General features: G+C 69.6%; 17 protein-coding genes. 15 read left to right on the forward strand and 2 right to left on the reverse strand.

Translation table 11 applies throughout. From position 1 onward, the window contains the following. Window positions 1-2 precede the first annotated feature (2 nt). From ACW7GZ_RS04555 to ACW7GZ_RS04580, 6 genes are all read left to right on the forward strand, one after another. Window positions 3-365, forward strand: a complete 363-nt coding sequence (locus tag ACW7GZ_RS04555; protein WP_457003728.1) for a GntR family transcriptional regulator — start codon at window positions 3-5, stop codon at window positions 363-365. Further along, window positions 362-1,231, forward strand: a complete 870-nt coding sequence (locus ACW7GZ_RS04560) for an ABC transporter ATP-binding protein (RefSeq protein ID WP_457003726.1) — start codon at window positions 362-364, stop codon at window positions 1,229-1,231. Before ACW7GZ_RS04555 ends, ACW7GZ_RS04560 begins: the two co-directional genes overlap by 4 nt. Before the next feature lie 8 nt (window positions 1,232-1,239). Continuing rightward, the gene (locus ACW7GZ_RS04565; protein ID WP_457008611.1) at window positions 1,240-2,277 is read left to right on the forward strand and encodes a hypothetical protein; all 1,038 of its coding nucleotides are present in this window, start codon (window positions 1,240-1,242) and stop codon (window positions 2,275-2,277) included. Between the two features lie 29 nt (window positions 2,278-2,306). After that, on the forward strand, window positions 2,307-3,029 hold the full coding sequence (locus ACW7GZ_RS04570; RefSeq protein ID WP_457008082.1) for a hypothetical protein: 723 nt from the start codon (window positions 2,307-2,309) through the stop codon (window positions 3,027-3,029). A gap of 67 nt (window positions 3,030-3,096) precedes the next feature. Then, window positions 3,097-3,945 carry a hypothetical protein gene (locus ACW7GZ_RS04575; protein ID WP_457008084.1) on the forward strand — a complete coding sequence of 283 codons (849 nt, stop codon included), beginning with the start codon at window positions 3,097-3,099 and terminating at the stop codon, window positions 3,943-3,945. Window positions 3,946-4,029: 84 nt separating this feature from the next. Beyond that, the gene (locus ACW7GZ_RS04580; RefSeq protein ID WP_457003720.1) at window positions 4,030-4,947 is read left to right on the forward strand and encodes a universal stress protein; all 918 of its coding nucleotides are present in this window, start codon (window positions 4,030-4,032) and stop codon (window positions 4,945-4,947) included. Between the two features lie 109 nt (window positions 4,948-5,056). Here the strand turns inward: ACW7GZ_RS04580 and ACW7GZ_RS04585 are convergent, their stop codons facing one another. Further along, window positions 5,057-6,451 carry a class II fumarate hydratase gene (locus tag ACW7GZ_RS04585; RefSeq protein ID WP_457008086.1) on the reverse strand — a complete coding sequence of 465 codons (1,395 nt, stop codon included), beginning with the start codon at window positions 6,449-6,451 and terminating at the stop codon, window positions 5,057-5,059. Window positions 6,452-6,799: 348 nt separating this feature from the next. Between ACW7GZ_RS04585 and purB the strand changes: the two genes are divergently transcribed. From purB to pilH, 9 genes are all read left to right on the forward strand, one after another. Then, window positions 6,800-8,170, forward strand: a complete 1,371-nt coding sequence (purB, locus tag ACW7GZ_RS04590; protein ID WP_457003717.1) for an adenylosuccinate lyase — start codon at window positions 6,800-6,802, stop codon at window positions 8,168-8,170. A 108-nt stretch (window positions 8,171-8,278) separates the two neighbouring features. After that, window positions 8,279-9,640: a JmjC domain-containing protein gene (locus tag ACW7GZ_RS04595; RefSeq protein WP_457008088.1), complete on the forward strand. Its 1,362-nt coding sequence runs from the start codon at window positions 8,279-8,281 to the stop codon at window positions 9,638-9,640. A gap of 4 nt (window positions 9,641-9,644) precedes the next feature. Then, window positions 9,645-10,553: a GNAT family N-acetyltransferase gene (locus ACW7GZ_RS04600; RefSeq protein ID WP_457003714.1), complete on the forward strand. Its 909-nt coding sequence runs from the start codon at window positions 9,645-9,647 to the stop codon at window positions 10,551-10,553. A 200-nt stretch (window positions 10,554-10,753) separates the two neighbouring features. After that, window positions 10,754-13,621, forward strand: a complete 2,868-nt coding sequence (locus ACW7GZ_RS04605; RefSeq protein WP_457008090.1) for a 2-oxoglutarate dehydrogenase E1 component — start codon at window positions 10,754-10,756, stop codon at window positions 13,619-13,621. A gap of 41 nt (window positions 13,622-13,662) precedes the next feature. Further along, window positions 13,663-14,901: a dihydrolipoyllysine-residue succinyltransferase gene (gene sucB / locus ACW7GZ_RS04610; RefSeq protein ID WP_457003710.1), complete on the forward strand. Its 1,239-nt coding sequence runs from the start codon at window positions 13,663-13,665 to the stop codon at window positions 14,899-14,901. Between the two features lie 14 nt (window positions 14,902-14,915). Beyond that, a complete protein-coding gene (lpdA, locus tag ACW7GZ_RS04615; protein WP_457008092.1) occupies window positions 14,916-16,352 on the forward strand; it encodes a dihydrolipoyl dehydrogenase in 1,437 nt (478 codons plus the stop codon). 103 nt (window positions 16,353-16,455) lie between these two features. Then, window positions 16,456-17,049 (forward strand): LOG family protein, encoded by a 594-nt coding sequence (locus tag ACW7GZ_RS04620; RefSeq protein WP_457003707.1) that lies wholly within the window; start codon window positions 16,456-16,458, stop codon window positions 17,047-17,049. Between the two features lie 260 nt (window positions 17,050-17,309). Continuing rightward, entirely contained in the window at window positions 17,310-18,302 is a 993-nt protein-coding gene (locus ACW7GZ_RS04625; protein ID WP_457008094.1) for a YhdH/YhfP family quinone oxidoreductase, read from the forward strand. Between the two features lie 79 nt (window positions 18,303-18,381). Beyond that, complete coding sequence (gene pilH, locus ACW7GZ_RS04630) at window positions 18,382-18,771, forward strand: twitching motility response regulator PilH (RefSeq protein WP_457003704.1); 390 nt, start codon at window positions 18,382-18,384, stop codon at window positions 18,769-18,771. 73 nt (window positions 18,772-18,844) lie between these two features. Here pilH and ACW7GZ_RS04635 read toward each other — a convergent pair whose 3' ends face one another. Next, window positions 18,845-19,753: a DnaJ C-terminal domain-containing protein gene (locus ACW7GZ_RS04635; protein WP_457008096.1), complete on the reverse strand. Its 909-nt coding sequence runs from the start codon at window positions 19,751-19,753 to the stop codon at window positions 18,845-18,847. Window positions 19,754-19,850: the final 97 nt, after the last annotated feature.

The raw sequence follows: 19,850 nt of genomic DNA on the forward strand, positions 1-19,850 counted from the left end.
CCATGTCCGGCATCCAGTGGAGCGATGGCGCTCCCATCTACCGACAACTGAAGGAGCGGGTCATCGCGATGATGCTCGATGGCCAGCTCAAGCCGGGCGACGCCCTGCCCTCCGTGCGCCAGGTCGCCGCCGAATACCAGCTCAACCCGATCACGGTATCGCGCGCCTACCAGGAGCTGGCCGACGAGGCCCTGGTCGAAAAGCGCCGTGGCCTGGGCATGTTCGTCACCGAGGAGGCGTCCAAAAAGCTGCTCGGAAACGAACGCGACCGATTCCTCACCGAAGAATGGCCGCAGGTGCTGGAGCGTATCCGGCTGCTCGGCCTCTCGCCCGAAGACCTGCTGCGCGAAGGACACTCCGCATGAACGCACACGAATCCGCAGTCATCGACGCCCGCGGCCTGGTCAAGGCCTACAAGGGCAAGCGTGCCCTCGATGGCACCAGCTTCCGCATCGAACGCGGCCGCATCGTCGGCCTGGTCGGCCCCAATGGCGCCGGCAAGACCACGGCGCTGAAGGCCATCCTCGGGCTGATCCCGTTCCAGGGCGAGCTGTCGGTGCTCGGCCGCGACCCGCGCAGCGAACGCAACCTGCTGATGAATGACGTCTGCTTCATCGCCGACGTCGCCGTGCTGCCGCGCTGGATGCGGGTGCGCGAGGCGATCGCCTTCGTTGAAGGCGTGCATCCGCGCTTCGACCGCGCCCGCTGCGAGCGCTTCCTGGCCAACACCAAGCTGACCCCGAAGATGCGGGTACGGGAGATGTCCAAGGGCATGATCGTGCAGCTGCACCTGGCGCTGGTGATGGCGATCGACGCCCGCCTGCTGGTGCTTGACGAGCCCACGCTCGGGCTCGACGTGCTTTATCGCAAACAGTTCTACCAGCGCCTGCTGGAGGACTATTTCGATGAGGACAAGACCATCCTCATCACCACCCACCAGGTCGAGGAGGTCGAGCACATCCTCACCGACGCCCTGTTCATCCGCGACGGCCGGATCGTGCTGGACGCACCGATGGACGAACTCGCCGAACGCTTCACCGAAGTGCTGGTCGATGCCGGCCGTGCCGAGGCCGCGCGCGCGCTCGGTCCGCTGGACGAACGCGCCCTGCCCTTCGGCAAGACCGTGATGCTCTTCGACCGCGCCGATCGCAGCGCGCTGGCCGCCTTCGGCGAAACCCGCACCCCGGGGCTCGCCGACCTCTTCGTCGCCACCATGAAGGGAACCTACTGATGAACGCCATGACCGACAGCCTGCCGGTGGCCAAGTCCCCGGCGAACCATACGCAGCGCTTCAGCCTGCTGCTCAGGCGCGAATACTGGGAGCACAGGGGAGGATTCTTCTGGGCACCGTTCATCGCCGGAGCGATTTCGCTGTTGCTCACCGCGCTGCTCCTCGTCATCGCCCTGGTCGGCATGCGCAATGCCGATACCGGCGATGGCATCGTCCTCAACGACGGCAGCTCGATGTCGATCAACGGCCTCGACCTGGGCCTGCTTGCCGCGCAGATGAGCGCGGACGACAAGGCCCAGCTCGCCAGTGGCATCGATCTGACCATGATGCTGTCCTCGGCCTGGCCCTACATCGTCATGGTCTTCGTGATGTTCTTCTACTGCCTGGGCGCGCTGTATGACGAGCGCAAGGACCGCAGCGTGCTGTTCTGGAAGTCGCTGCCGCTGTCGGATGGCGAAACCGTGCTGTCGAAGGTGCTCAGCGCGATCGTGGTGATACCGCTGCTGGCGACCCTGGCCGCAATCGCCACCATGTTCGGCTTCCTGATCCTGCTGAGCGTCACTGTGATGATCCACGGCGGCAACCCCTGGGAGCTGATCTGGGGTCCGGGCAATCCACTGGCGATCTCGCTGTCGATGCTGGCGGCGATCCCGGTCTACGCGCTCTGGGCCCTGCCCACCATCGGCTGGCTGATGCTGTGCTCGGCCTGGGCACGCAGCGTGCCCTTCCTCTGGGCGGTGCTGGTCCCGCTGCTGGCCGGCGTCTTCGTCAGCATGTTCAGCGTGATGCGGATGCTCGGCCTGGAAGCCGGTTGGTTCTGGAGCAACATCGTCGCGCGCATGCTGCTTGGCGTGGTGCCGCTGACCCGGGATGACATCGGCCGCCTGGGCAACGCCAACATCGAATCGCAGGGAGTGCTGCACCTGATCGAGCCTTCCTCGATCTATTCCAACCTGCTGCAGCCGGAGCTGTGGATCGGCGCCGCGGTCGGCATCGCCATGCTGTTCATCGCCACCCGCCTGCGCCGCTGGCGCGACGAAGGCTGACCCACGTGACCACCCCGGGAGGAACACCGATGACCATCAGGATGCGCGCGTCCCACGCCCTTTCAGCCGCCCTGCTCTGCGTGCTGGCCGCCGGCTGCAGCCCGGCAACGGACCCACCGCCCGCCGCGGACGCACCAGGCGCCGCCGATGCCGATGCCGATGCCGGGAAGACCTTCATCGGTCGCCAGGCCGCCAAGGCGATCGCCAAGGCGAGCCAGGCCCTGAAGGCCAAGAACCTGAGCATCGGCGACGACTTCGCGATCACCATCAACGGGCGCAGCTATGGCGGCGGGCACGGTGCCGAAGGGCTGCCCAAGGCCGAACTCACGCCCGACGGCGAACTGCTGATCGAAGGCGAGGCGGTCCCGGCCACTCCGGAACAGCGCGCCCTGCTGCTTGCACATCGCCGCCAGCTGGAGGACGTGGCGCTGGCCGGGCTGGCGATTGGCGCCCAGGGCGCGGACGTCGCGGGCACCGCGCTGACCGGGATCGGCGAGGCGCTGTTTGGCGGCGACGAGGGGCGCCAGGCCTACGAAGCGCGGATCGAAGCCGAGGCGGACAGGATCAAGGACGAGGCGCTCAAGCTCTGCGCGCTGCTGCCGGCGCTGTACGACAGCCAGCAGTCGCTGGCCGGCGCGCTGCCGGCCTTCGCCCCCTACGCGACGATGACGCCCGAAGATATCGAGGACTGCGGGAACCACGCCGGCGACGCCGCTCCCGGTACAGGCGCAGGCGAGACCATCGCGGCCTGACCGGTCCGCCAGCCGCGCCCATGGCGCGAACCGGGCCTTCCGGCCCCTCCAAGACACGAGGCTATCCATGCGCATTCCAGCCACCACGTTCTCCCTCGCCCTCCTCTGCCTGGCGACAGCGCCGACCCCGGCCCTGGCCGACGGCGACCGCGCCTGCAAGCACAGCGCACCGCAGTCGCTCGCGCTCGACATCGGCGATGCACGCCTGGTGGAGTTCCGCGTTGGCGCCAGCAAGCTGCGCCTGGACGGCACGCCCGGGCGCGCCGGCAGCCTGCAGGGCCGCGCCTGCGCCTCGAGCGCGGACGAGCTCGCGCGACTGAAGCTGGAGCAGGCCCGCGAGGGCGACCGCCTGGTGGTGCGCCTCAACCGCGAGGAGCGCAGCGGCTGGTCGTTCTTCGGCGACCACTACGCCTGGTTCGACCTGTCCGGCAGCGTGCCCGACGGCATCCCGGTCGAAGTGACGGTCGGCTCCGGCGATGCCTGGCTGAACGGCCTGTCCCGGCTCGGCCTCACCGTGGGTTCCGGCGATGCCGAGGCGCGTGGCATCCGCGGCGAGGTCAGGGCGACCGTCGGTTCGGGCGACATCACGCTGCAGGACATCGGCAGCCTGGACGGCGGATCGATCGGCTCCGGCGACCTCTCGGCCCGGAAGGTCCGCGGTGACGCGCGCATGGGCAGCATCGGCTCCGGCGACCTGGAGCTGCGCGACGTGGGCGGCGGGGTCGACATCGGTTCGGTCGGCTCCGGCGATGCCGGCCTCGAGCGCATCGGCGGCGGCGTCGAAGTGGGCTCGGTCGGCTCGGGCGACATAGAAGCCCGCGTGATCGGCGGCGACCTGCGCGTGCGTTCGCTGGGCAGCGGCTCGGTCGACCACCAGGGCGTGGCCGGCAAGGTCGATATCCCCCGCAAGCGCTGAACCGCGGCCGCCGGACGCCGCGGCGGCTTGCGGCTAGACTCGGATGGACCACGCCGCAGCCACGCGGAGCGAGGCCTCAGCCACATGAGCGACATCGTCTGGAAGCCCGATGCGCCGCGCGCCATCCTGCTCGCCACCGACCTGGACGGGCGCTGCGACCGCGCCCTGGACCGCGCCGTTGCGCTTGCGCGCGAATGGGAGGCCAGGCTCGTCGTGCTGACCGTGGTCGAGCCCGCGCCCGAACCGCCGCCGCGCCGCGACCAGCCGCCGTCGCCACATGCAAGCCCGGCCGCGCTGCGCGCCGCCGCGCGCCTGCGCCGCGACGTCGGCCCGGTCGCCGACGACGTCCGGCTGGAACTGCTGGTGCGCGAAGGCCGGGTCGGCAGCTGCGTCGAATCCGTGGCCACCGAAGCCGGCTGCAGCCTGGTGGTGACCGGCATCGCCCACGACGCCCTGTTCGGACGCCACCTGCTGGGCTCGACGGTCACCTGGCTGTCGCGCCACGGGCACTTGCCGCTGCTGGTCGTGCGCGACCGCGTCCACGCACCCTACGCACGGATGGTCGTGGCCAGCGATTTCTCGACGTCCTCGGCGCATGCGCTCGACGTCGGGCGCGGCTTCTTCCCGGAAATCGCCACCAGCCTGTTCACCGCCTTCGAACCGCCCTACCTCGGGCTGCGCGACGGCGACCGCGAACGCGGCGTGGGCGACATGCACGAAGCGGTCCTGCAAAAGGCCCGCGATTTCGTCGTGGCCCACGGCCACGCCGGCCTGCCGGTCGCCGCCGCGCACGGCGACGCCGCGCGCCGCATGGCCGAACACGCCCTGGCGATCGATGCCGGACTGGTGGTCGTGGCCACGCACGGCCGCGGCGCCCTGTTCCACCTGCTCATCGGCAGCGTCGCCCGCGAAGTCCTCGACGCCAGCCCCTGCGACACCCTGCTGGTTCCCGAACCCAGGGCGCGCGCCGAAACAACGGACCAGGCGCCGCAAGGGCGCTAGCCGCGACCGCCCGCACCATCGCCTTTGCGAATGCGCGTGGACAGCCGTAGCGGCGATCGCCGCTAAAGCGGCTCCTACAAAGGCGAGGGTGGCTCCTGCAGCGAGCGCATCAACCGCCGTCGTGGATCCCGCCGCGGGTCAGCGCCAGCGGATCGAGCAGCGCGCGCAGCTTCGCCTCCGGCATTCCCGTGGCCTCCACCGCCACCTCAAGCACCGGCCGCCCCTCGCGATAGGCCTGCTTGGCGATCGCCGCCGCCTTCTCGTAGCCGATCACCGGATTGAGCGCGGTCACCAGGATCGGATTGCGTTCCAGCGCCGTCCCGACCACGTCGCGGCGCACCTCCAGGCCGTCGATCACCCGCTCCGCCAGCAGCCGCGACACCGCCGACAGCAGCCCCACCGACTCCAGCAGGTTGGCCGCGATCAGCGGCAGCGCCACGTTGAGCTGGAAATTGCCGCTCTGCCCCGCCACCGTCACCGCCACGTGGTGGCCCATCACCTGTGCGCAGGCCATCACCGTCGCCTCCGGGATCACCGGATTGACCTTGCCCGGCATGATCGAACTGCCCGGCTGCAGCGCCGGCAGTTCCACCTCGCCGAGCCCGGCCAGCGGCCCCGAATTCATCCAGCGCAGATCGTTGGCGATCTTCATCAGCGCCACCGCCAGCACGTTGAGCTGGCCCGACATCTCCACCGCATCGTCCTGCGAGGCGATGCCCTCGAACTTGTCATCGGCCGAGTCGAAGCGCGTTCCACTCGCCGCCGACAGCGCCCGGGCCACCGCCTTGCCGAAGCGCGGATCGGCGTTGATGCCGGTACCGATCGCCGTGCCCCCGATCGGCAGCCGCCGCAGGCGCTTGAGCGCATCGCCCAGCCGCGCCTCGGCCGAGGCCAGCTGCGAGGACCAGGCACCGAACTCCTGCGCGAACGTCAGCGGCATCGCATCCATGAGGTGCGTACGCCCGGTCTTCACCACCTTGCGCAGCGAGCGCCCCTTCCGGTCGATGCTCTTGCGCAGCTGCTTCAGCGCCGGCAGCAGCTCCTCCACCACCGCCAGCTGCGCCGACACCCGCAGCGCCGTCGGCACCACGTCGTTGGAACTCTGGCCGAGATTGACGTGGTCATTCGGATGCACCGCCCGCTTGCCCGCGCGCGTCGCGAGCGTCGCGATCACTTCGTTGGCGTTCATGTTCGAGGACGTCCCCGAACCCGTCTGGTAGATGTCCACCGGAAAGTGCGCGTCATGGTCGCCGGCCGCGACCTCGTTGGCAGCCTTGCGGATCGATGCCGCCAGGCCCTTGGGCAGCAGCCCGAAGCCCGCGTTGGCCTCGGCCGCCGCGGCCTTGACCAGCCCCAGCGCCCGGATGAAACCCCGTGGCATCGGCCGCCCGCTGACCGGGAAATTCTCCACCGCGCGCTGCGTCGAGGCGCCCCAGAGCGCATCGGCTGGCACCTCAAGCTCGCCCATGCTGTCGTGTTCGATCCGGAAATCCCTGGCAGCCATGACGTCCTCCACTCGGTGATGCTGGAAGGATACGCCCGCGATCGTTGGCTCCCTGATGATGGATGGGGCTACGGGATGCCACCAAAGAGATGCCATCTGGATGGTCCGCGCCGCGGGACACTGCGGGGTGGGTATGGACAGCGCACATGGACGTGCGCGGTAGCCGCTTCAGCCATGGATGGCTGAGGCGGCGGTCCAGCCCCCCCTTGCAGGGGCACGCTCCTCCACGAAGCCCGCGGCCCACACCCCGCAACCCGCAACACACGGTGTCCGAAAGCGACTCCACCACCCGTCACCCCCAGCACACGCCGGGTAGAATGACCGGCCGCCCGCATCCAGACACCGCCCATGCCCGCCCTCAACCCGCTGCTCGCCCTCTCCCCCCTCGACGGCCGCTACGCCGGCAAGGTGGAGGCGCTGCGGCCGGTGTTCTCCGAGTTCGGACTGATCCACGCCCGCGTGCGGGTTGAAGTGGAATGGCTGCTGGCGCTGGCCGCCGAACCCGGCATTCCCGAGCTGGCCCCCTTCGACGAAGGCGCCACCGCCAGCCTCCGCGCCCTGGCCGATGGCTTCTCACCCGCCGACGCCGCCCGCGTCAAAGAGATCGAACGCACCACCAACCACGACGTCAAGGCGGTCGAGTACTTCATCAAGGAACGCCTGGCCGACGACGCCGAACTGGGTCCGGCGCTGGAGTTCGTGCACTTCGCCTGCACCAGCGAGGACATCAACAACCTCTCCTACGGCCTGATGCTCGACGCCGCCCGTCGCGACGTGATGCTGCCCGCGCTGGACGGCGTCACGGCCACCCTGCGCGGCATGGCGCACGAGTTTGCCGCGCTGCCGATGCTCTCGCGCACCCATGGCCAGACCGCCTCACCGACCACGGTCGGCAAGGAGCTCGCCAACGTGGTCGCGCGACTGGAGCGCCAGCGCGCGCAGCTGGTCGCGGTATCGCTCACCGGCAAGGCCAACGGCGCGGTCGGCAACTACAACGCGCACCTGGCCGCCTATCCCGACGTCGACTGGCCTGCGTTCTCGCGCCGCTTCGTCGAATCGCTGGGGCTGGACTTCAATCCCTACACCACCCAGATCGAGCCGCACGACTGCATCGCCGAGATCGCCGACGTGCAGAAGCGCATCGCGACCATCCTCATCGACCTGTCGCGCGACGTCTGGGGCTATATCTCGCTGGGCTATTTCAAGCAGGCGGTGAAGGCCGGCGAAGTCGGCAGCTCGACCATGCCGCACAAGGTCAACCCGATCGACTTCGAGAACGCCGAGGGCAACTTCGGCATCAGCGTCGCCCTGTTCGAGCACTTCGCGACCAAGCTGCCGATCAGCCGCTGGCAGCGCGACCTCACCGACTCCACCGTGCTGCGCGCACTCGGCACCGCCTTCGGCCACGCGCTGGTCGGCTTTGACGCGCTGGCGCGTGGCCTGGGGAAACTCAGCGCAAACCCGGAGCGCCTGGCCGCCGACCTCGACGCGTCCTGGGAAGTGCTGGCCGAAGCGGTGCAGACGGTGATGCGCCGCCATGGCCTGCCGAGTCCCTACGAGCAGCTCAAGGCGCTGACCCGTGGCCAGGGCATCACCGCGGACTCCATGCGCGCGTTCATCGGCGGGCTGGACCTGCCGGACGACGCGAAGCAGCGCCTCCTCCACATGACGCCCGGCAGCTACACGGGCCACGCGGGCACCCTTGCCCGCGAGGTCTGAGCCGATTCAATCGCGGCTATAGCCGCTCCCACAAAGATCGCCGCTCTCACACATATCGCCGGATCCACGCCCTCTCCACGCACTCGCGAACCGCACGAGACCCGCACCATGACCACCCGCAAGGCACCCTCCGGACGCAAAGCCTCCAGCAGCGGGAAGGCGCCCGCCAGCCGTGCTGCGCCCCGCGCTGCCGATGCATCGCAGCCCGCCGGCGCGACGCCCCCGGCCGCCACCCACGACCTGCCGCTCGAGATCGACGCCACCGGCAAAGGCCTGCTGGGCATGCCGCCGGCCGACTTCCTGCGTGACTACTGGCAGAAGCGTCCGCTGCTGATCCGCAACGCGATCCCCGGCTACGTCTCGCCGATCGCACCGGAAGACCTCGCCGGCCTGGCCTGCGAGGAAGGCGTGCTGGCCCGCATCATCGAACACGACCGTGCCGCCGACGCATGGAACGTGCGCCAGGGTCCATTCGCCGAGGAAGTCTTCCCGGCGATGCCACGGCAGGACTGGACGCTGCTTGTCCAGGACGTGGACAAGTGGGATCCGGACATTGCCGGCCTGCTGCAGCACTTCGGCTTCCTGCCGCGCTGGCGCCTGGACGACATCATGGTCTCGTTCGCGGCACCGGGCGGCTCGGTCGGCGCGCACGTCGACCAGTACGACGTGTTCCTGCTGCAGGCACTCGGCCACCGCCGCTGGATGATCGACGCCAGCGTGGCCATGGGCGGCGAGGAGCCGCCGCTCGCCTTCCGCGACGACGTGGATATCAAGCTGCTGCGCGAGTTCAAGGTCACCCACGACTGGGTGCTCGGCCCCGGCGACATGCTGTACCTGCCGCCCAACGTGCCGCACCACGGCGTGGCCGAGGATGCCTGCCTGACGTTCTCGGTCGGCATGCGCGCGCCCTCCGCGGCCGAACTGCTCGGTGACCTTGCCGACAGCCTGCTGGCCGACGCCGACGACAACCTGCGCTACGCGGATCCCGACCTCCTGCTGCCCGGCGATCCGGCGGAAATCGACGACGCCGCGATGGCGCGCGTGGTCCATGCCCTGGACCTGCTGCGCAGCGACGATCCGCAGCGCATGGCCGACTGGTTCGGCCGCTTCATCACCATGTATCGCAACGGCGGCGAAGTCGCCGCTCCCGACGAGGGCGACGCCGCGCCGCGCTCGCGCATCGAGGTCGAGTGGGACCTCGAGCACGGCGCCGAGCTCCACCGCCATCCGTATTCGCGCATGGCCTGGCGCCGGTCCGGCGACGAAGCGCGGCTCTACGTCAACGGCGAGGCCCACGCGATGCCTGCCGGTGACGCCGCGACCATCGCCAATGCGCCCGTGCTTGGCGACAAGGCCTATGCCACCCTGGCCCCGCCTGCGCGTGGCTGCGTGCTGGCCCTGCTGGAAGCCGGCCATTACCAGCTGGTGCTGGAAGACGACGGGGACGACGACAGCGACGACGGGGAGTAGGCGCATGGCCCCGGCGCAGGCATTCACCCTCCACGCGGTCGGCTACGAAGAAGGCCTGCCGGACCTGCGCAGCGTGCGCGAGGCGGTGTTCGTCCAGGAACAGGGCGTGCCGCTGGCGCTCGAATGGGACGAATTCGACCCGGCGTGCCACCACGTCATCGCGCGCGACAACGCCGGCAATGCCATCGGCACCGGCCGGCTCACGCCCGCGCGCGGCATCGGCCGGATGGCGGTCCTGCCCACGTGGCGCGGCCGCGGGGTCGGCGACGCGCTGCTGCAGGCGCTGCTGGAGCAGGCGCGGACGCTGGGCTGGCCCGAAGTCACCCTCCACGCCCAGGCCGCGGCGGTCGGCTTCTATGCGCGCGCCGGCTTCCTGCCCGTCGGCGAGCGCTTCCAGGAAGCCGGCATCGAGCACCAGGCCATGCGCCTGCGGCCGGGCGCACTCAACCTGGTCGACTCGCGCGACGCGGCGATCGCCGCCACGTGGGCCGTCATCGCGGGCGCCCGCCGCCATCTCGACATCTACAGCCGCGAGCTCGATCCGGGCCTGTTCGACCAGCTGGAAATCGTCGCCGCGATCCGCCGCTGCGCCACCGGCGGCGAGTGCGCGATCCGCATCCTGCTGCAGGAGCCGGCGGTGCCGCAGCGTGCGCTTGCACCGCTGATCGCCCTTGGCCAGCGGCTGCCCAGCGCGATCGCCTTCCGCGCGGTGGAGGAACAGGTCGACCGCGCCTATGCCTCTGCCTTCGTCGCCAACGATGGCGGCGGCCATTTCTTCCGGCCTCTGGGCCAGCGCTGGGAGGGCGAGACGCGGCTCGATGGCGCCGGCCGCGCGCGCCACCTGCGCGGAGTGTTCGACCCCTTCTGGGAGCGCGCCCGCCCCTGCACGGAATACCGCGCCCTCGGCATCTGAGGGGCTGGCCCCGCGCCGGGACCCGAGGCCGCTGCCGCGGCGCCCGACCTTCGCCCCTGGGCAACAATGCGTTTCGAACCGGGATGCTGGCGCCTCAATCCCGCGCAGAGGGCTATAATTGCCCGGATCGAGTGCCTGAACAGGCACTCGTCCCGCATATGCGGACCATCCCCTCATTTCCTGAGTTTTCCGACGCCATCGTGGCCAATCTATTGAAGCAGTTTGCGCAGTCCTCCCAGCTCGGCGCCAATGCCGCCTTCATCGAGGACCTGTACGAGCAGTATCTCGTTGACCCCGACAGTGTCGGCGACAAGTGGAAGGCCTGGTTCGACGGCTTCCAGGGCCGGGAGGCCGGCGACGTCCCGCACTCGGTGGTCATGGACGCGGTCGCCCGCGCCGGCCGGGAAGCCAAGGCCGGCGTGGTGGTGGCCTCCGGTGGCGGTGACCTCGAGGCCCAGCGCAAGCAGGGCTCGGTGCTGAAGCTGATCACCGCCTACCGCTCGCGCGGCCACCTGCAGGCGGATACCGATCCGTTGAGCATGGCCGACAAGATCGATGCCCCGGACCTGGACCTGCCTTTCCACGGCCTGTCCGACGCCGACCTCGACACCGAGTTCGCCACCGGGCCTGCCGCTGGCGGCACCAGCACCTTTGGCGGTGCTCCGCGCATGCGCCTGCGCGACCTGCTCGCGCTGCTGCGCGCGACCTACGCCGGCCCCATCGGCGCCGAGTTCATGCACATCCCGCAGGCCGAGCAGCGCCGCTGGATGTACGAGCGCATGGAAACCGCAGGTGGGCGTTACAGCCACACCGCCGACGAGCAGCGCCGCATCCTCGAACGCCTGACCGCGGCCGAGGGCCTGGAGCGCTACCTGCACACCAAGTACGTCGGCCAGAAGCGCTTCTCGCTGGAAGGCGGCGATTCGCTGATTCCGCTGCTCGATACCGTGATCCGCAGTGCCGGCAGCGACGGCGTCAAGGACATCGTGATCGGCATGGCCCACCGCGGCCGCCTGAACGTGCTGGTCAATACGCTGGGCAAAAGCCCGCGCCGGCTGTTCGACGAGTTCGAGGGCAAGTTCGAGCACAACGACCTCGCCCACGCCGGCGACGTGAAGTACCACATGGGTTTCTCCGCCGACGTCGCCACCGATGGCGGCCCGGTGCACCTGGCGCTGGCCTTCAACCCGTCGCACCTGGAGATCGTCGACCCGGTGGTCGCCGGCTCCGTGCGCTCGCGCCAGGAGCGTCGCCAGGACACGGCCCGCCGCCAGGTGATGCCGATCCTGATCCACGGCGACGCCGCGTTTGCCGGCCAGGGCGTGGTGATGGAGCTGTTCCAGATGTCGCAGGCGCGCGGCTTCGCCGTCGGCGGCACGCTGCACGTGGTCGTCAACAACCAGGTGGGCTTCACCACCAGCGCCCGCGAGGACGCACGCTCCACCCTGTACTGCACCGACGTGGCCAAGATGATCGGCGCGCCGGTGCTGCACGTGAACGCGGACGATCCGGAGGCCGTGGCCTTCGCCGCGCGCCTGGCCTACGACTTCCGCCAGGAATTCAACAAGGACGTGGTGATCGACCTGGTCTGCTACCGCCGCCACGGCCACAACGAGGCCGACGAGCCGGCGATCACCCAGCCGGTGATGTACCAGGTGATCCGCAAGCACAAGACCACCCGCGAGCTCTACGCCAACCAGCTGGAATCGGCCGGCGTGCTGCCCGCAAAGGGCGGCCAGGCGCTGGTCGACCGCCATCGCGACCGGCTTGACGCGGGCGAGGTCACGACCGAGCTGGCCGAGGTCGGAAAGACGTCGCCGGAGAGCCGCCTGTTCGTCGACTGGGGCTCCCTCGTGGCCGGCAGGCTGACCGACAAGGCCAGCACCTTGGTCGAGCCGGCGAAGCTCAAGGCACTGGCCAAGGCCATCACCACCATTCCCGAAGACGTGCAGCTGCACTCGCGCGTGTCCAAGGTCTACGAGGACCGCCGCAGGATGGCGGCCGGTGAAATCCCCGCCGACTGGGGCTTTGCCGAGAACCTCGCCTACGCGACCGTGCTCGACGAAGGCTTCGGCCTGCGCCTGGTGGGCCAGGACGTGGGGCGTGGCACCTTCACCCACCGCCACGCGATCCTGCACGATCAGAAGACCGACAACTACTACCTGCCGCTGCAGCAGCTGGTCGACTCGCCGGAGCGGGCCACCATCATCGACTCGCTGCTCAGCGAGGAAGCGGTGATGGCCTATGAGTACGGCTTCTCCACCACCGATCCCAACACCCTGTGCATCTGGGAAGGCCAGTTCGGCGATTTCGCCAACGGCGCCCAGGTGGTGATCGACCAGTTCATCGCCTCCGGCGAAGCCAAGTGGGGCCGCATCAACGGCCTGACCCTGCTGCTGCCGCACGGCTACGAAGGCCAGGGCCCCGAGCACAGTTCGGCGCGCCTGGAGCGCTTCCTGCAGCTGTGCGCGCTCGACAACATGCTGGTCTGCGTGCCGTCCACGCCCGCCCAGGCCTTCCACATGCTGCGCCGGCAGATGCGCATGACCACCCGCAAGCCGCTGGTGGTGATGTCGCCGAAGTCGCTGCTGCGCCACAAGCTTGCGGTCTCGACGCTGGACGAACTCGCCAATGGCGAATTCCAGCACCTGATCGGCGACGCATCGGCCGACGCGAAGAAGGTCAAGCGCGTGGTGCTGTGCTCGGGCAAGGTCTACTACGACCTGCTGGAGGACAAGGAGAAGCGCGGACAGGACGACGTGGCGCTGGTGCGCGTCGAGCAGCTCTATCCCTTCCCGCGCGAGGCGCTGGTCGCCGAGCTCGGCAAGTACGGCAAGGCCACGTCGGTGGTCTGGTGCCAGGAAGAGCCGCAGAACCAGGGCGCCTGGTACCAGATCCGCCACCATCTGCAGGCCTGCGTGCCGGCCGGGCTGGAGCTCCACTACGCCGGCCGGTCGCGCTCGCCCTCGCCCGCCGTCGGCCACTTCGCCGACCATGTCGTCGAGCAGCAGCAGCTGGTCGCCGACGCCCTCACTTCCAAGGCCGGCAGCGTTTTCGCAGCCGACTGACCCCCACACCGCTTACAGCAACGACCAGGACGCCTCAAGACATGGCCACCGAGATCAAGGTACCGGTACTTCCCGAATCCGTTTCCGACGCCACCATCGCCACCTGGCACAAGAAGGTGGGCGACAGCGTCGCGCGCGACGAGAACATCGTCGACCTCGAGACCGACAAGGTCGTGCTCGAAGTGCCCTCGCTCGTCGACGGCGTGATCAAGGAACTGAAATACGCCGAAGGTGACACCGTCACCAGCCAGCAGGTGCTGGCGGTGATCGAGGAAGGCGCCGCGCCGGCGAAGACCGACGATGGCGACGCGGGCAAGGCCAAGGCCGAGCCGGCCGCGGGCGCCCAGGAAGTGCAGCCGAAGGCCGACGCCGCGAAGGCCGAGGCCAAGGCGCCTTCGTCGACCCGCCCCTCGCCCGCCTCGGGCGGCGCCGGCGAGCTGCCCCCGGGCGCGCGCTTCACGGCCGTCAAGGACGGCATCGACCCGTCGCAGGTCGAAGGCACCGGTCGCCGCGGCGCGGTGACCAAGGAAGACCTGGTCAACTACGCCTCGGGCAAGACCCCGGGCGTGTCCGGCGGCGCACGCCCGGAAGAGCGCGTGCCGATGACCCGCATCCGCAAGCGCATCGCCGAGCGCCTGATGCAGTCGAAGGAATCGATCGCGATGCTGACCTCGTTCAACGAGGTCAACCTGGGCAAGGTCATGGCCATGCGCAAGGAGCTCGGCGAGAGCTTCCAGAAGCAGCACGGCGTCAAGCTCGGCTTCATGAGCTTCTTCGCCAAGGCCGCGGCCAACGCGCTGCAGAAGTACCCGGTGGTCAATGCCTCGGTCGACGGCGACGACATCATCTACCACGGCTATGCCGACATCTCGATCGCGGTCTCCACCGACCGCGGCCTGGTGACGCCGGTGCTGCGCAACGTCGAGCGGATGGGCTTCGCCGACGTCGAGAAGGCGATCGGCGACTACGCCACCAAGGCGCGCGACGGCAAGCTGTCGCTCGACGACCTGCAGGGCGGCACCTTCACCATCACCAACGGCGGCACCTTCGGCTCGCTGATGTCGACGCCGATCGTCAACCCGCCGCAGTCCGCGATCCTGGGCATGCACACCATCAAGGAGCGCCCGATCGTCGAGAACGGCGCCGTGGTCGCCGCGCCGATGATGTACATCGCGCTCAGCTACGACCACCGCATCATTGACGGCAAGGACGCGGTGCAGTTCCTGGTCGACATCAAGGACCAGCTCGAGAACCCGCACCGCATGCTGCTGGGCATGTAAGGAGAGGAACAGACATGGCAGAACAATTTGACGTTGTCGTGATCGGTGCCGGCCCCGCCGGCTACCACGCCGCGATCCGCGCCGCCCAGCTGGGCATGAAGGTCGCCTGCATCGACGCCGGCGTGGGCAAGGACGGCAAGCCGGCGCTGGGCGGCACCTGCCTGCGCGTGGGCTGCATCCCGTCGAAGGCGCTGCTCGACAGCTCGCGCCAGTTCCACAACCTGCAGCACGTGTTCGGCCAGCACGGCATCACCGCCAAGGACGCGAAGATCGACGTCGGCACGATGGTCGGCCGCAAGGACGCCATCGTGAAGCAGTTCACCGGCGGCATCGCGCAGCTGTTCAAGGCCAACAAGGTCACGCCGTACTACGGCTTCGCCACCCTGCACGCCGACCGGCTGGTGAAGGTCGCGCAGCACGAAGGCGGCGAGATCGAGCTGACCGGCACCAACGTCATCATCGCCGCGGGTTCGGATTCGATCGAACTGCCGTTCGCGAAGTTCGACGGCGACGCCATCGTCGACAACGTCGGCGCGCTCGACTTCGCCGAAGTGCCCAAGCGCATGGCCGTGATCGGCGCCGGCGTCATCGGCCTGGAGCTGGGCAGCGTGTGGAAGCGCCTGGGCGCCGAGGTCGTGATCCTCGAGGCCCTGCCCGACTTCCTGGCCGCGGCCGACGCCGAAGTGTCGAAGCTCGCCGCGCGCGAGTTCAAGAAGCAGGGCCTGGACATCCGCCTGGGCGCCAAGGTCTCGAAGGCCGAGGTCACCGGCAAGGGCAAGAAGAAGGAAGTGCAGGTCACCTTCGCCGACAAGAAGGGCGAGGAGACGATCACCGTCGACAAGCTGCTGGTCGCCGTGGGCCGCAAGGCCGCGTCCAAGGGCCTGCTGGCCGAGGGCAGCGGCGTGAAGCTGACCGAGCGCGGCCAGATCGAGGTCGACGAGCACTGCCACACCGGCGTCGATGGTGTCTGGGCCGTGGGCGACTGCGTGCGTGGGCCGATGCTGGCGCACAAGGGCTTCGAGGAAGGCATCGCGGTGGCCGAGCTGATCGCCGGCCTCCCGGGCCACGTCAACTTCGACACCATCCCTTGGGTCATCTACACCGAGCCGGAGCTGGCCTGGGTCGGCAAGACCGAGCAGCAGCTGAAGGAAGAAGGCATTCCGTACAAGGCGGGCAGCTTCCCCTTCGCCGCCAACGGTCGCGCGGTGGCGATGGTCGAGCCGGCGGGCTTCGTGAAGGTGCTGGCGCATGCGGAAACCGACCGCGTGCTCGGCATGCACCTGGTCGGCGCCAACGTCTCCGAGCTGGTGCACGAGGGCGTGCTGACGATGGAGTTCAAGGGCTCCGCCGACGACCTGGCGCGCATCTGCCACGCGCACCCGAGCCTTTCGGAGGCGATCCACGACGCCGCGATGGCGGTCGACAAGCGCGCGATCCACAAGGCGAACTGAAGGCGCGGGCCGGCGCATCTTCCCGGCCCGCGACTTCACGCTGCTGCAAAGCGCCGGGCCCTGCCCGGCGCCGTCCTTTCCAATCCTGGAAGAAGTGCTGCCCATGAAAAGCCTGTGCGTCTACTGCGGCTCCAACAGCGGTGCCCATCCCGCCTACATCGAGGGCGCGATCGCGCTCGGCACGCGCATGGCGCGGGACGGCATCCGCCTGGTCTACGGCGGCGGCAACATCGGCCTGATGGGCACGATCGCCGACGCGGTGCTGGCTGCGGGCGGCGAGGTGGTGGGCGTGATCCCGAAGCACCTGGTCGACATGGAGGTCGCGCACCGCGGCCTCACCGAGCTCGAGGTCGTCGATTCGATGCACCAGCGCAAGTCGCGCATGTTCGACCTCGCCGACGCCTTCGTGGCGATGCCCGGCGGCTTCGGCACGCTCGAGGAAATCGTGGAGATGTTCACCTGGCGGCAGCTCGGCATCAGCGAGAAGCCCTGCGCCCTGCTCGACATCAACGGCTACTACCGGCCGCTGGTCGCGATGATGGACCGCATGGTCGAAGAGCGCTTCCTGCATCCCGGCCAGCGCGAAGACATGTGGACCGGCGACGACATCGACGCGATGTTCGAATGGATGCGCGGCTACCAGCCCGCACAGGCCTCGAAGTGGCTCGACGAGAAGCGAAGCCGCGAACTGCGCTGAGCGCGGACCCTCTCCCGCGGCCGCCCACTCTGGCCGCCCCCACTGGCCGCGCCCCTGGTCGCCGCCAGCGTTCCTGCAGCGCCACTGCTCTTGTGGGAGCCGCTATAGCGGCGATCGCGCTGCCAGGGCTTTCGCCGCTATAGCGGCTTCCACGAAAGCCGGTCCTGCAACGGCCGGTTGAGCGACAGCCGGTCTGTCACGAGCTGCATCGCCGATAATCGAAACGGGCCGCAGTCCTGGCGGCGTTTCAAGGAGACGGCATGAGCATTCCCAGCACCTTCCGCGCCTTCCGCATCCACAGCGATGACGCCGGCTACCGCAGCGGCATCGAGCAGGTCGGCATCGAGCAGCTTGCGCCCGGCGAGGTCGTGCTGAAGACCGCGTTTTCATCGGTCAACTTCAAGGATGCGCTGGCCGGCACGGGCCAGGGCAAGATCCTGCGCCGCTTCCCGCTGATCGGCGGCATCGACGTCGCCGGCCACGTGGTCGCCTCCACCGACCCCGCCATCCGCGAAGGCGACCAGGTGCTGGTCACCGGCTGCGGCCTGAGCGAAACCCGCGACGGTGGCTACTCCGAGTACGCGCGCGTGGAATCGAAGTGGGCGATCCCGCTGCCGGCGGGCCTGTCGCTGCGCGAGTCGATGATCCTCGGTACGGCCGGCTTCACCGCGGCACTGGCGCTGCTGCGCATGGGCGAGAACCGGCAGCAGCCCGCGCTCGGCCCGCTGGCGGTCACCGGCGCCACCGGCGGCGTCGGTTCACTTGCGGTCGACATCTTTTCCAGCGCGGGCTACGAAGTGCACGCGATCAGCGGCAAGCCGGACCAGGTCGAATACCTGAAGGAGATCGGCGCCAGCGAGGTCCTCGGGCGCGACGCGCTCGCGACCACGCGGCCGATGGAGTCCGCCCGCTTCGGCGGCGGCCTCGACAACGTCGGCGGCGCCATGCTCACCAGCCTGCTCGCGCAGACCGCGCCCTACGGCAACGTCGCAAGCGCAGGCCTGGCCGCAAGCCACGAGCTGTCGGCCACGGTCATGCCCTTCATCATCCGCGGCGTCTCGCTCCTGGGCGTCGCTTCCGCCGGCACGGCGCGCGACATCCGCGACGAGGTCTGGCGCCGCCTGGCCTGCGACTGGAAGCCGCGCCACCTCGAGCGGATCTGCACTCGCGAAGTCGCGCTCGACGGGCTGCCGGGAGTATTCGAGGGCATGCTTGCCGGCGGTTCCCGCGGGCGGACGCTGGTCACGCTCTGAAGACGCGGGCCGCGCGGCGGCCCCTGCTTGCAGGCCCGCCGCCGCGGGCTACAATCGCGGGAACTGAACGGGGAACACCATGGCGCGCATCCTGATCGTCGACGACTCGCCGTCACAGCTGATGGGCATCCGCCGCATCGTCGAAAGCCTCGGCCACGAGGCGCTGACCGCGGAAGACGGCGCCGCCGGCGTGGAAGCCGCCAAGCGCGAACTGCCCGACCTGATCCTGATGGACGTCGTGATGCCGAACCTCAACGGCTTCCAGGCCACGCGCTCGATCACCCGCGACCCGACCACGAAGCACATCCCGGTAATCCTGGTGACCACCAAGGACCAGGAGACCGACAAGGTCTGGGGCATGCGCCAGGGCGCGCGCGCCTATCTCACCAAGCCCTTCAGCGACACCGAGCTGTCGGCGACGATCATCAAGGCGATCGCGACCGAACCGACGCCGCCCGCCGCAGCCTGAGCCCGCGCGCCGGATCCCCGGCTCTGCCGCTGGACGCCGGCTCGCGCCGGGGCCGCACTCCGCCACGCGGGCGCTACTCGCGCTTCCATTCCCCCGAGAACGCCTCGCGCAGGGCCTCGTAGGCCGCCTGCTGCGCATCGTCCCGCGGAACCGGGGCCTGCACCTCCAGCTCCACGATCTGGTCGCCATCGGCCTGCCCGCCCGTTCCCGGCAGGCCGCGGCCCCGAAGGCGCAGCCGGCGCCCGGCCTCGGAGCCGGCCGGCACCTTGAGCTCGACCAGCCCGCCCAGCGTCGGCACGCTGACGGCCGCGCCCAGCGCCGCTTCCCAGGGCGCGACCTGCAGGGCGTAGATGATGTTGCGGCCGTCGACCTCGAAACGGGCGTGGGTGGCGTACTCGACCTCGAGCAGCAGGTTGCTGCCCTGGCCGCCCTGCCCGGCCAGGCGGATCACCTGCCCCGGCCGGATCCCGCGCGGCACCTTGACCTCGAGCGTGCGGCCGTTGACCGCGATGCGCATCGCGCCGCCGCCGTACACGGTTTCCAGCGGCACGGCCAGGCGCGCGCGGGTATCGCCGCGCGGCGGGTTGCCGAAGCCCGGCCCGCCGCGCTGCTGCTGCGCCTGGCGGCGGAACAGGCTCTCGAAGAAGTCACTGAAGCCGCCGTTGCCGCCACCGCCGAAGACGTCCTCGTAGTCGACGTCCGGGCCGCCGCCGCCGTTGCCGCGGAAGCCGCCCGGCGGCGGATGGATCTCGTCGCCCGGCCGGTAGCCACGCCCGCGCAGTTGGTCGTAGGCCTTGCGGCGTTCGGGGTCGCGCAGCGCCTCGTAGGCCTCGTTGACGGCCTTGAACTTGTCCTCGGCCCCGGCCTCCTTGCTGACGTCGGGGTGGTACTTGCGCGCCAGCCGACGGTAGGCCGTCTTGATCTCGGCCTCGCCGGCGCTGGCCTCGACGCCGAGCACGGCGTAGTAATCCTTGAACTGCATGCGATCTCCACGTGCGCGACCTTCGTGCCGGCCGCGGCAGGGTAGCAATATCGGGGCGACCGGCCGTGACACAAGCCCGTGCCGCCGCGGCGTGGCA

Source organism: Luteimonas sp. A537, assembly GCF_054052065.1.

Bases quoted from the DNA above. Each gene is read 5' to 3' on its own strand.
- lpdA (WP_457008092.1), top strand. From the start codon at position 14,916: ATGGCAGAACAATTTGACGTTGTCGTGATCGGTGCCGGCCCCGCCGGC.
- ACW7GZ_RS04625 (WP_457008094.1), top strand. From the start codon at position 17,310: ATGAGCATTCCCAGCACCTTCCGCGCCTTCCGCATCCACAGCGATGAC.
- ACW7GZ_RS04570 (WP_457008082.1), top strand. From the start codon at position 2,307: ATGACCATCAGGATGCGCGCGTCCCACGCCCTTTCAGCCGCCCTGCTC.
- purB (WP_457003717.1), top strand. From the start codon at position 6,800: ATGCCCGCCCTCAACCCGCTGCTCGCCCTCTCCCCCCTCGACGGCCGC.
- pilH (WP_457003704.1), top strand. From the start codon at position 18,382: ATGGCGCGCATCCTGATCGTCGACGACTCGCCGTCACAGCTGATGGGC.
- ACW7GZ_RS04560 (WP_457003726.1), top strand. From the start codon at position 362: ATGAACGCACACGAATCCGCAGTCATCGACGCCCGCGGCCTGGTCAAG.
- ACW7GZ_RS04565 (WP_457008611.1), top strand. From the start codon at position 1,240: ATGACCGACAGCCTGCCGGTGGCCAAGTCCCCGGCGAACCATACGCAG.
- ACW7GZ_RS04600 (WP_457003714.1), top strand. From the start codon at position 9,645: ATGGCCCCGGCGCAGGCATTCACCCTCCACGCGGTCGGCTACGAAGAA.
- ACW7GZ_RS04620 (WP_457003707.1), top strand. From the start codon at position 16,456: ATGAAAAGCCTGTGCGTCTACTGCGGCTCCAACAGCGGTGCCCATCCC.
- ACW7GZ_RS04595 (WP_457008088.1), top strand. From the start codon at position 8,279: ATGACCACCCGCAAGGCACCCTCCGGACGCAAAGCCTCCAGCAGCGGG.
- ACW7GZ_RS04635 (WP_457008096.1), bottom strand. From the start codon at position 19,753: ATGCAGTTCAAGGATTACTACGCCGTGCTCGGCGTCGAGGCCAGCGCC.
- sucB (WP_457003710.1), top strand. From the start codon at position 13,663: ATGGCCACCGAGATCAAGGTACCGGTACTTCCCGAATCCGTTTCCGAC.
- ACW7GZ_RS04585 (WP_457008086.1), bottom strand. From the start codon at position 6,451: ATGGCTGCCAGGGATTTCCGGATCGAACACGACAGCATGGGCGAGCTT.
- ACW7GZ_RS04575 (WP_457008084.1), top strand. From the start codon at position 3,097: ATGCGCATTCCAGCCACCACGTTCTCCCTCGCCCTCCTCTGCCTGGCG.
- ACW7GZ_RS04580 (WP_457003720.1), top strand. From the start codon at position 4,030: ATGAGCGACATCGTCTGGAAGCCCGATGCGCCGCGCGCCATCCTGCTC.
- ACW7GZ_RS04555 (WP_457003728.1), top strand. From the start codon at position 3: ATGTCCGGCATCCAGTGGAGCGATGGCGCTCCCATCTACCGACAACTG.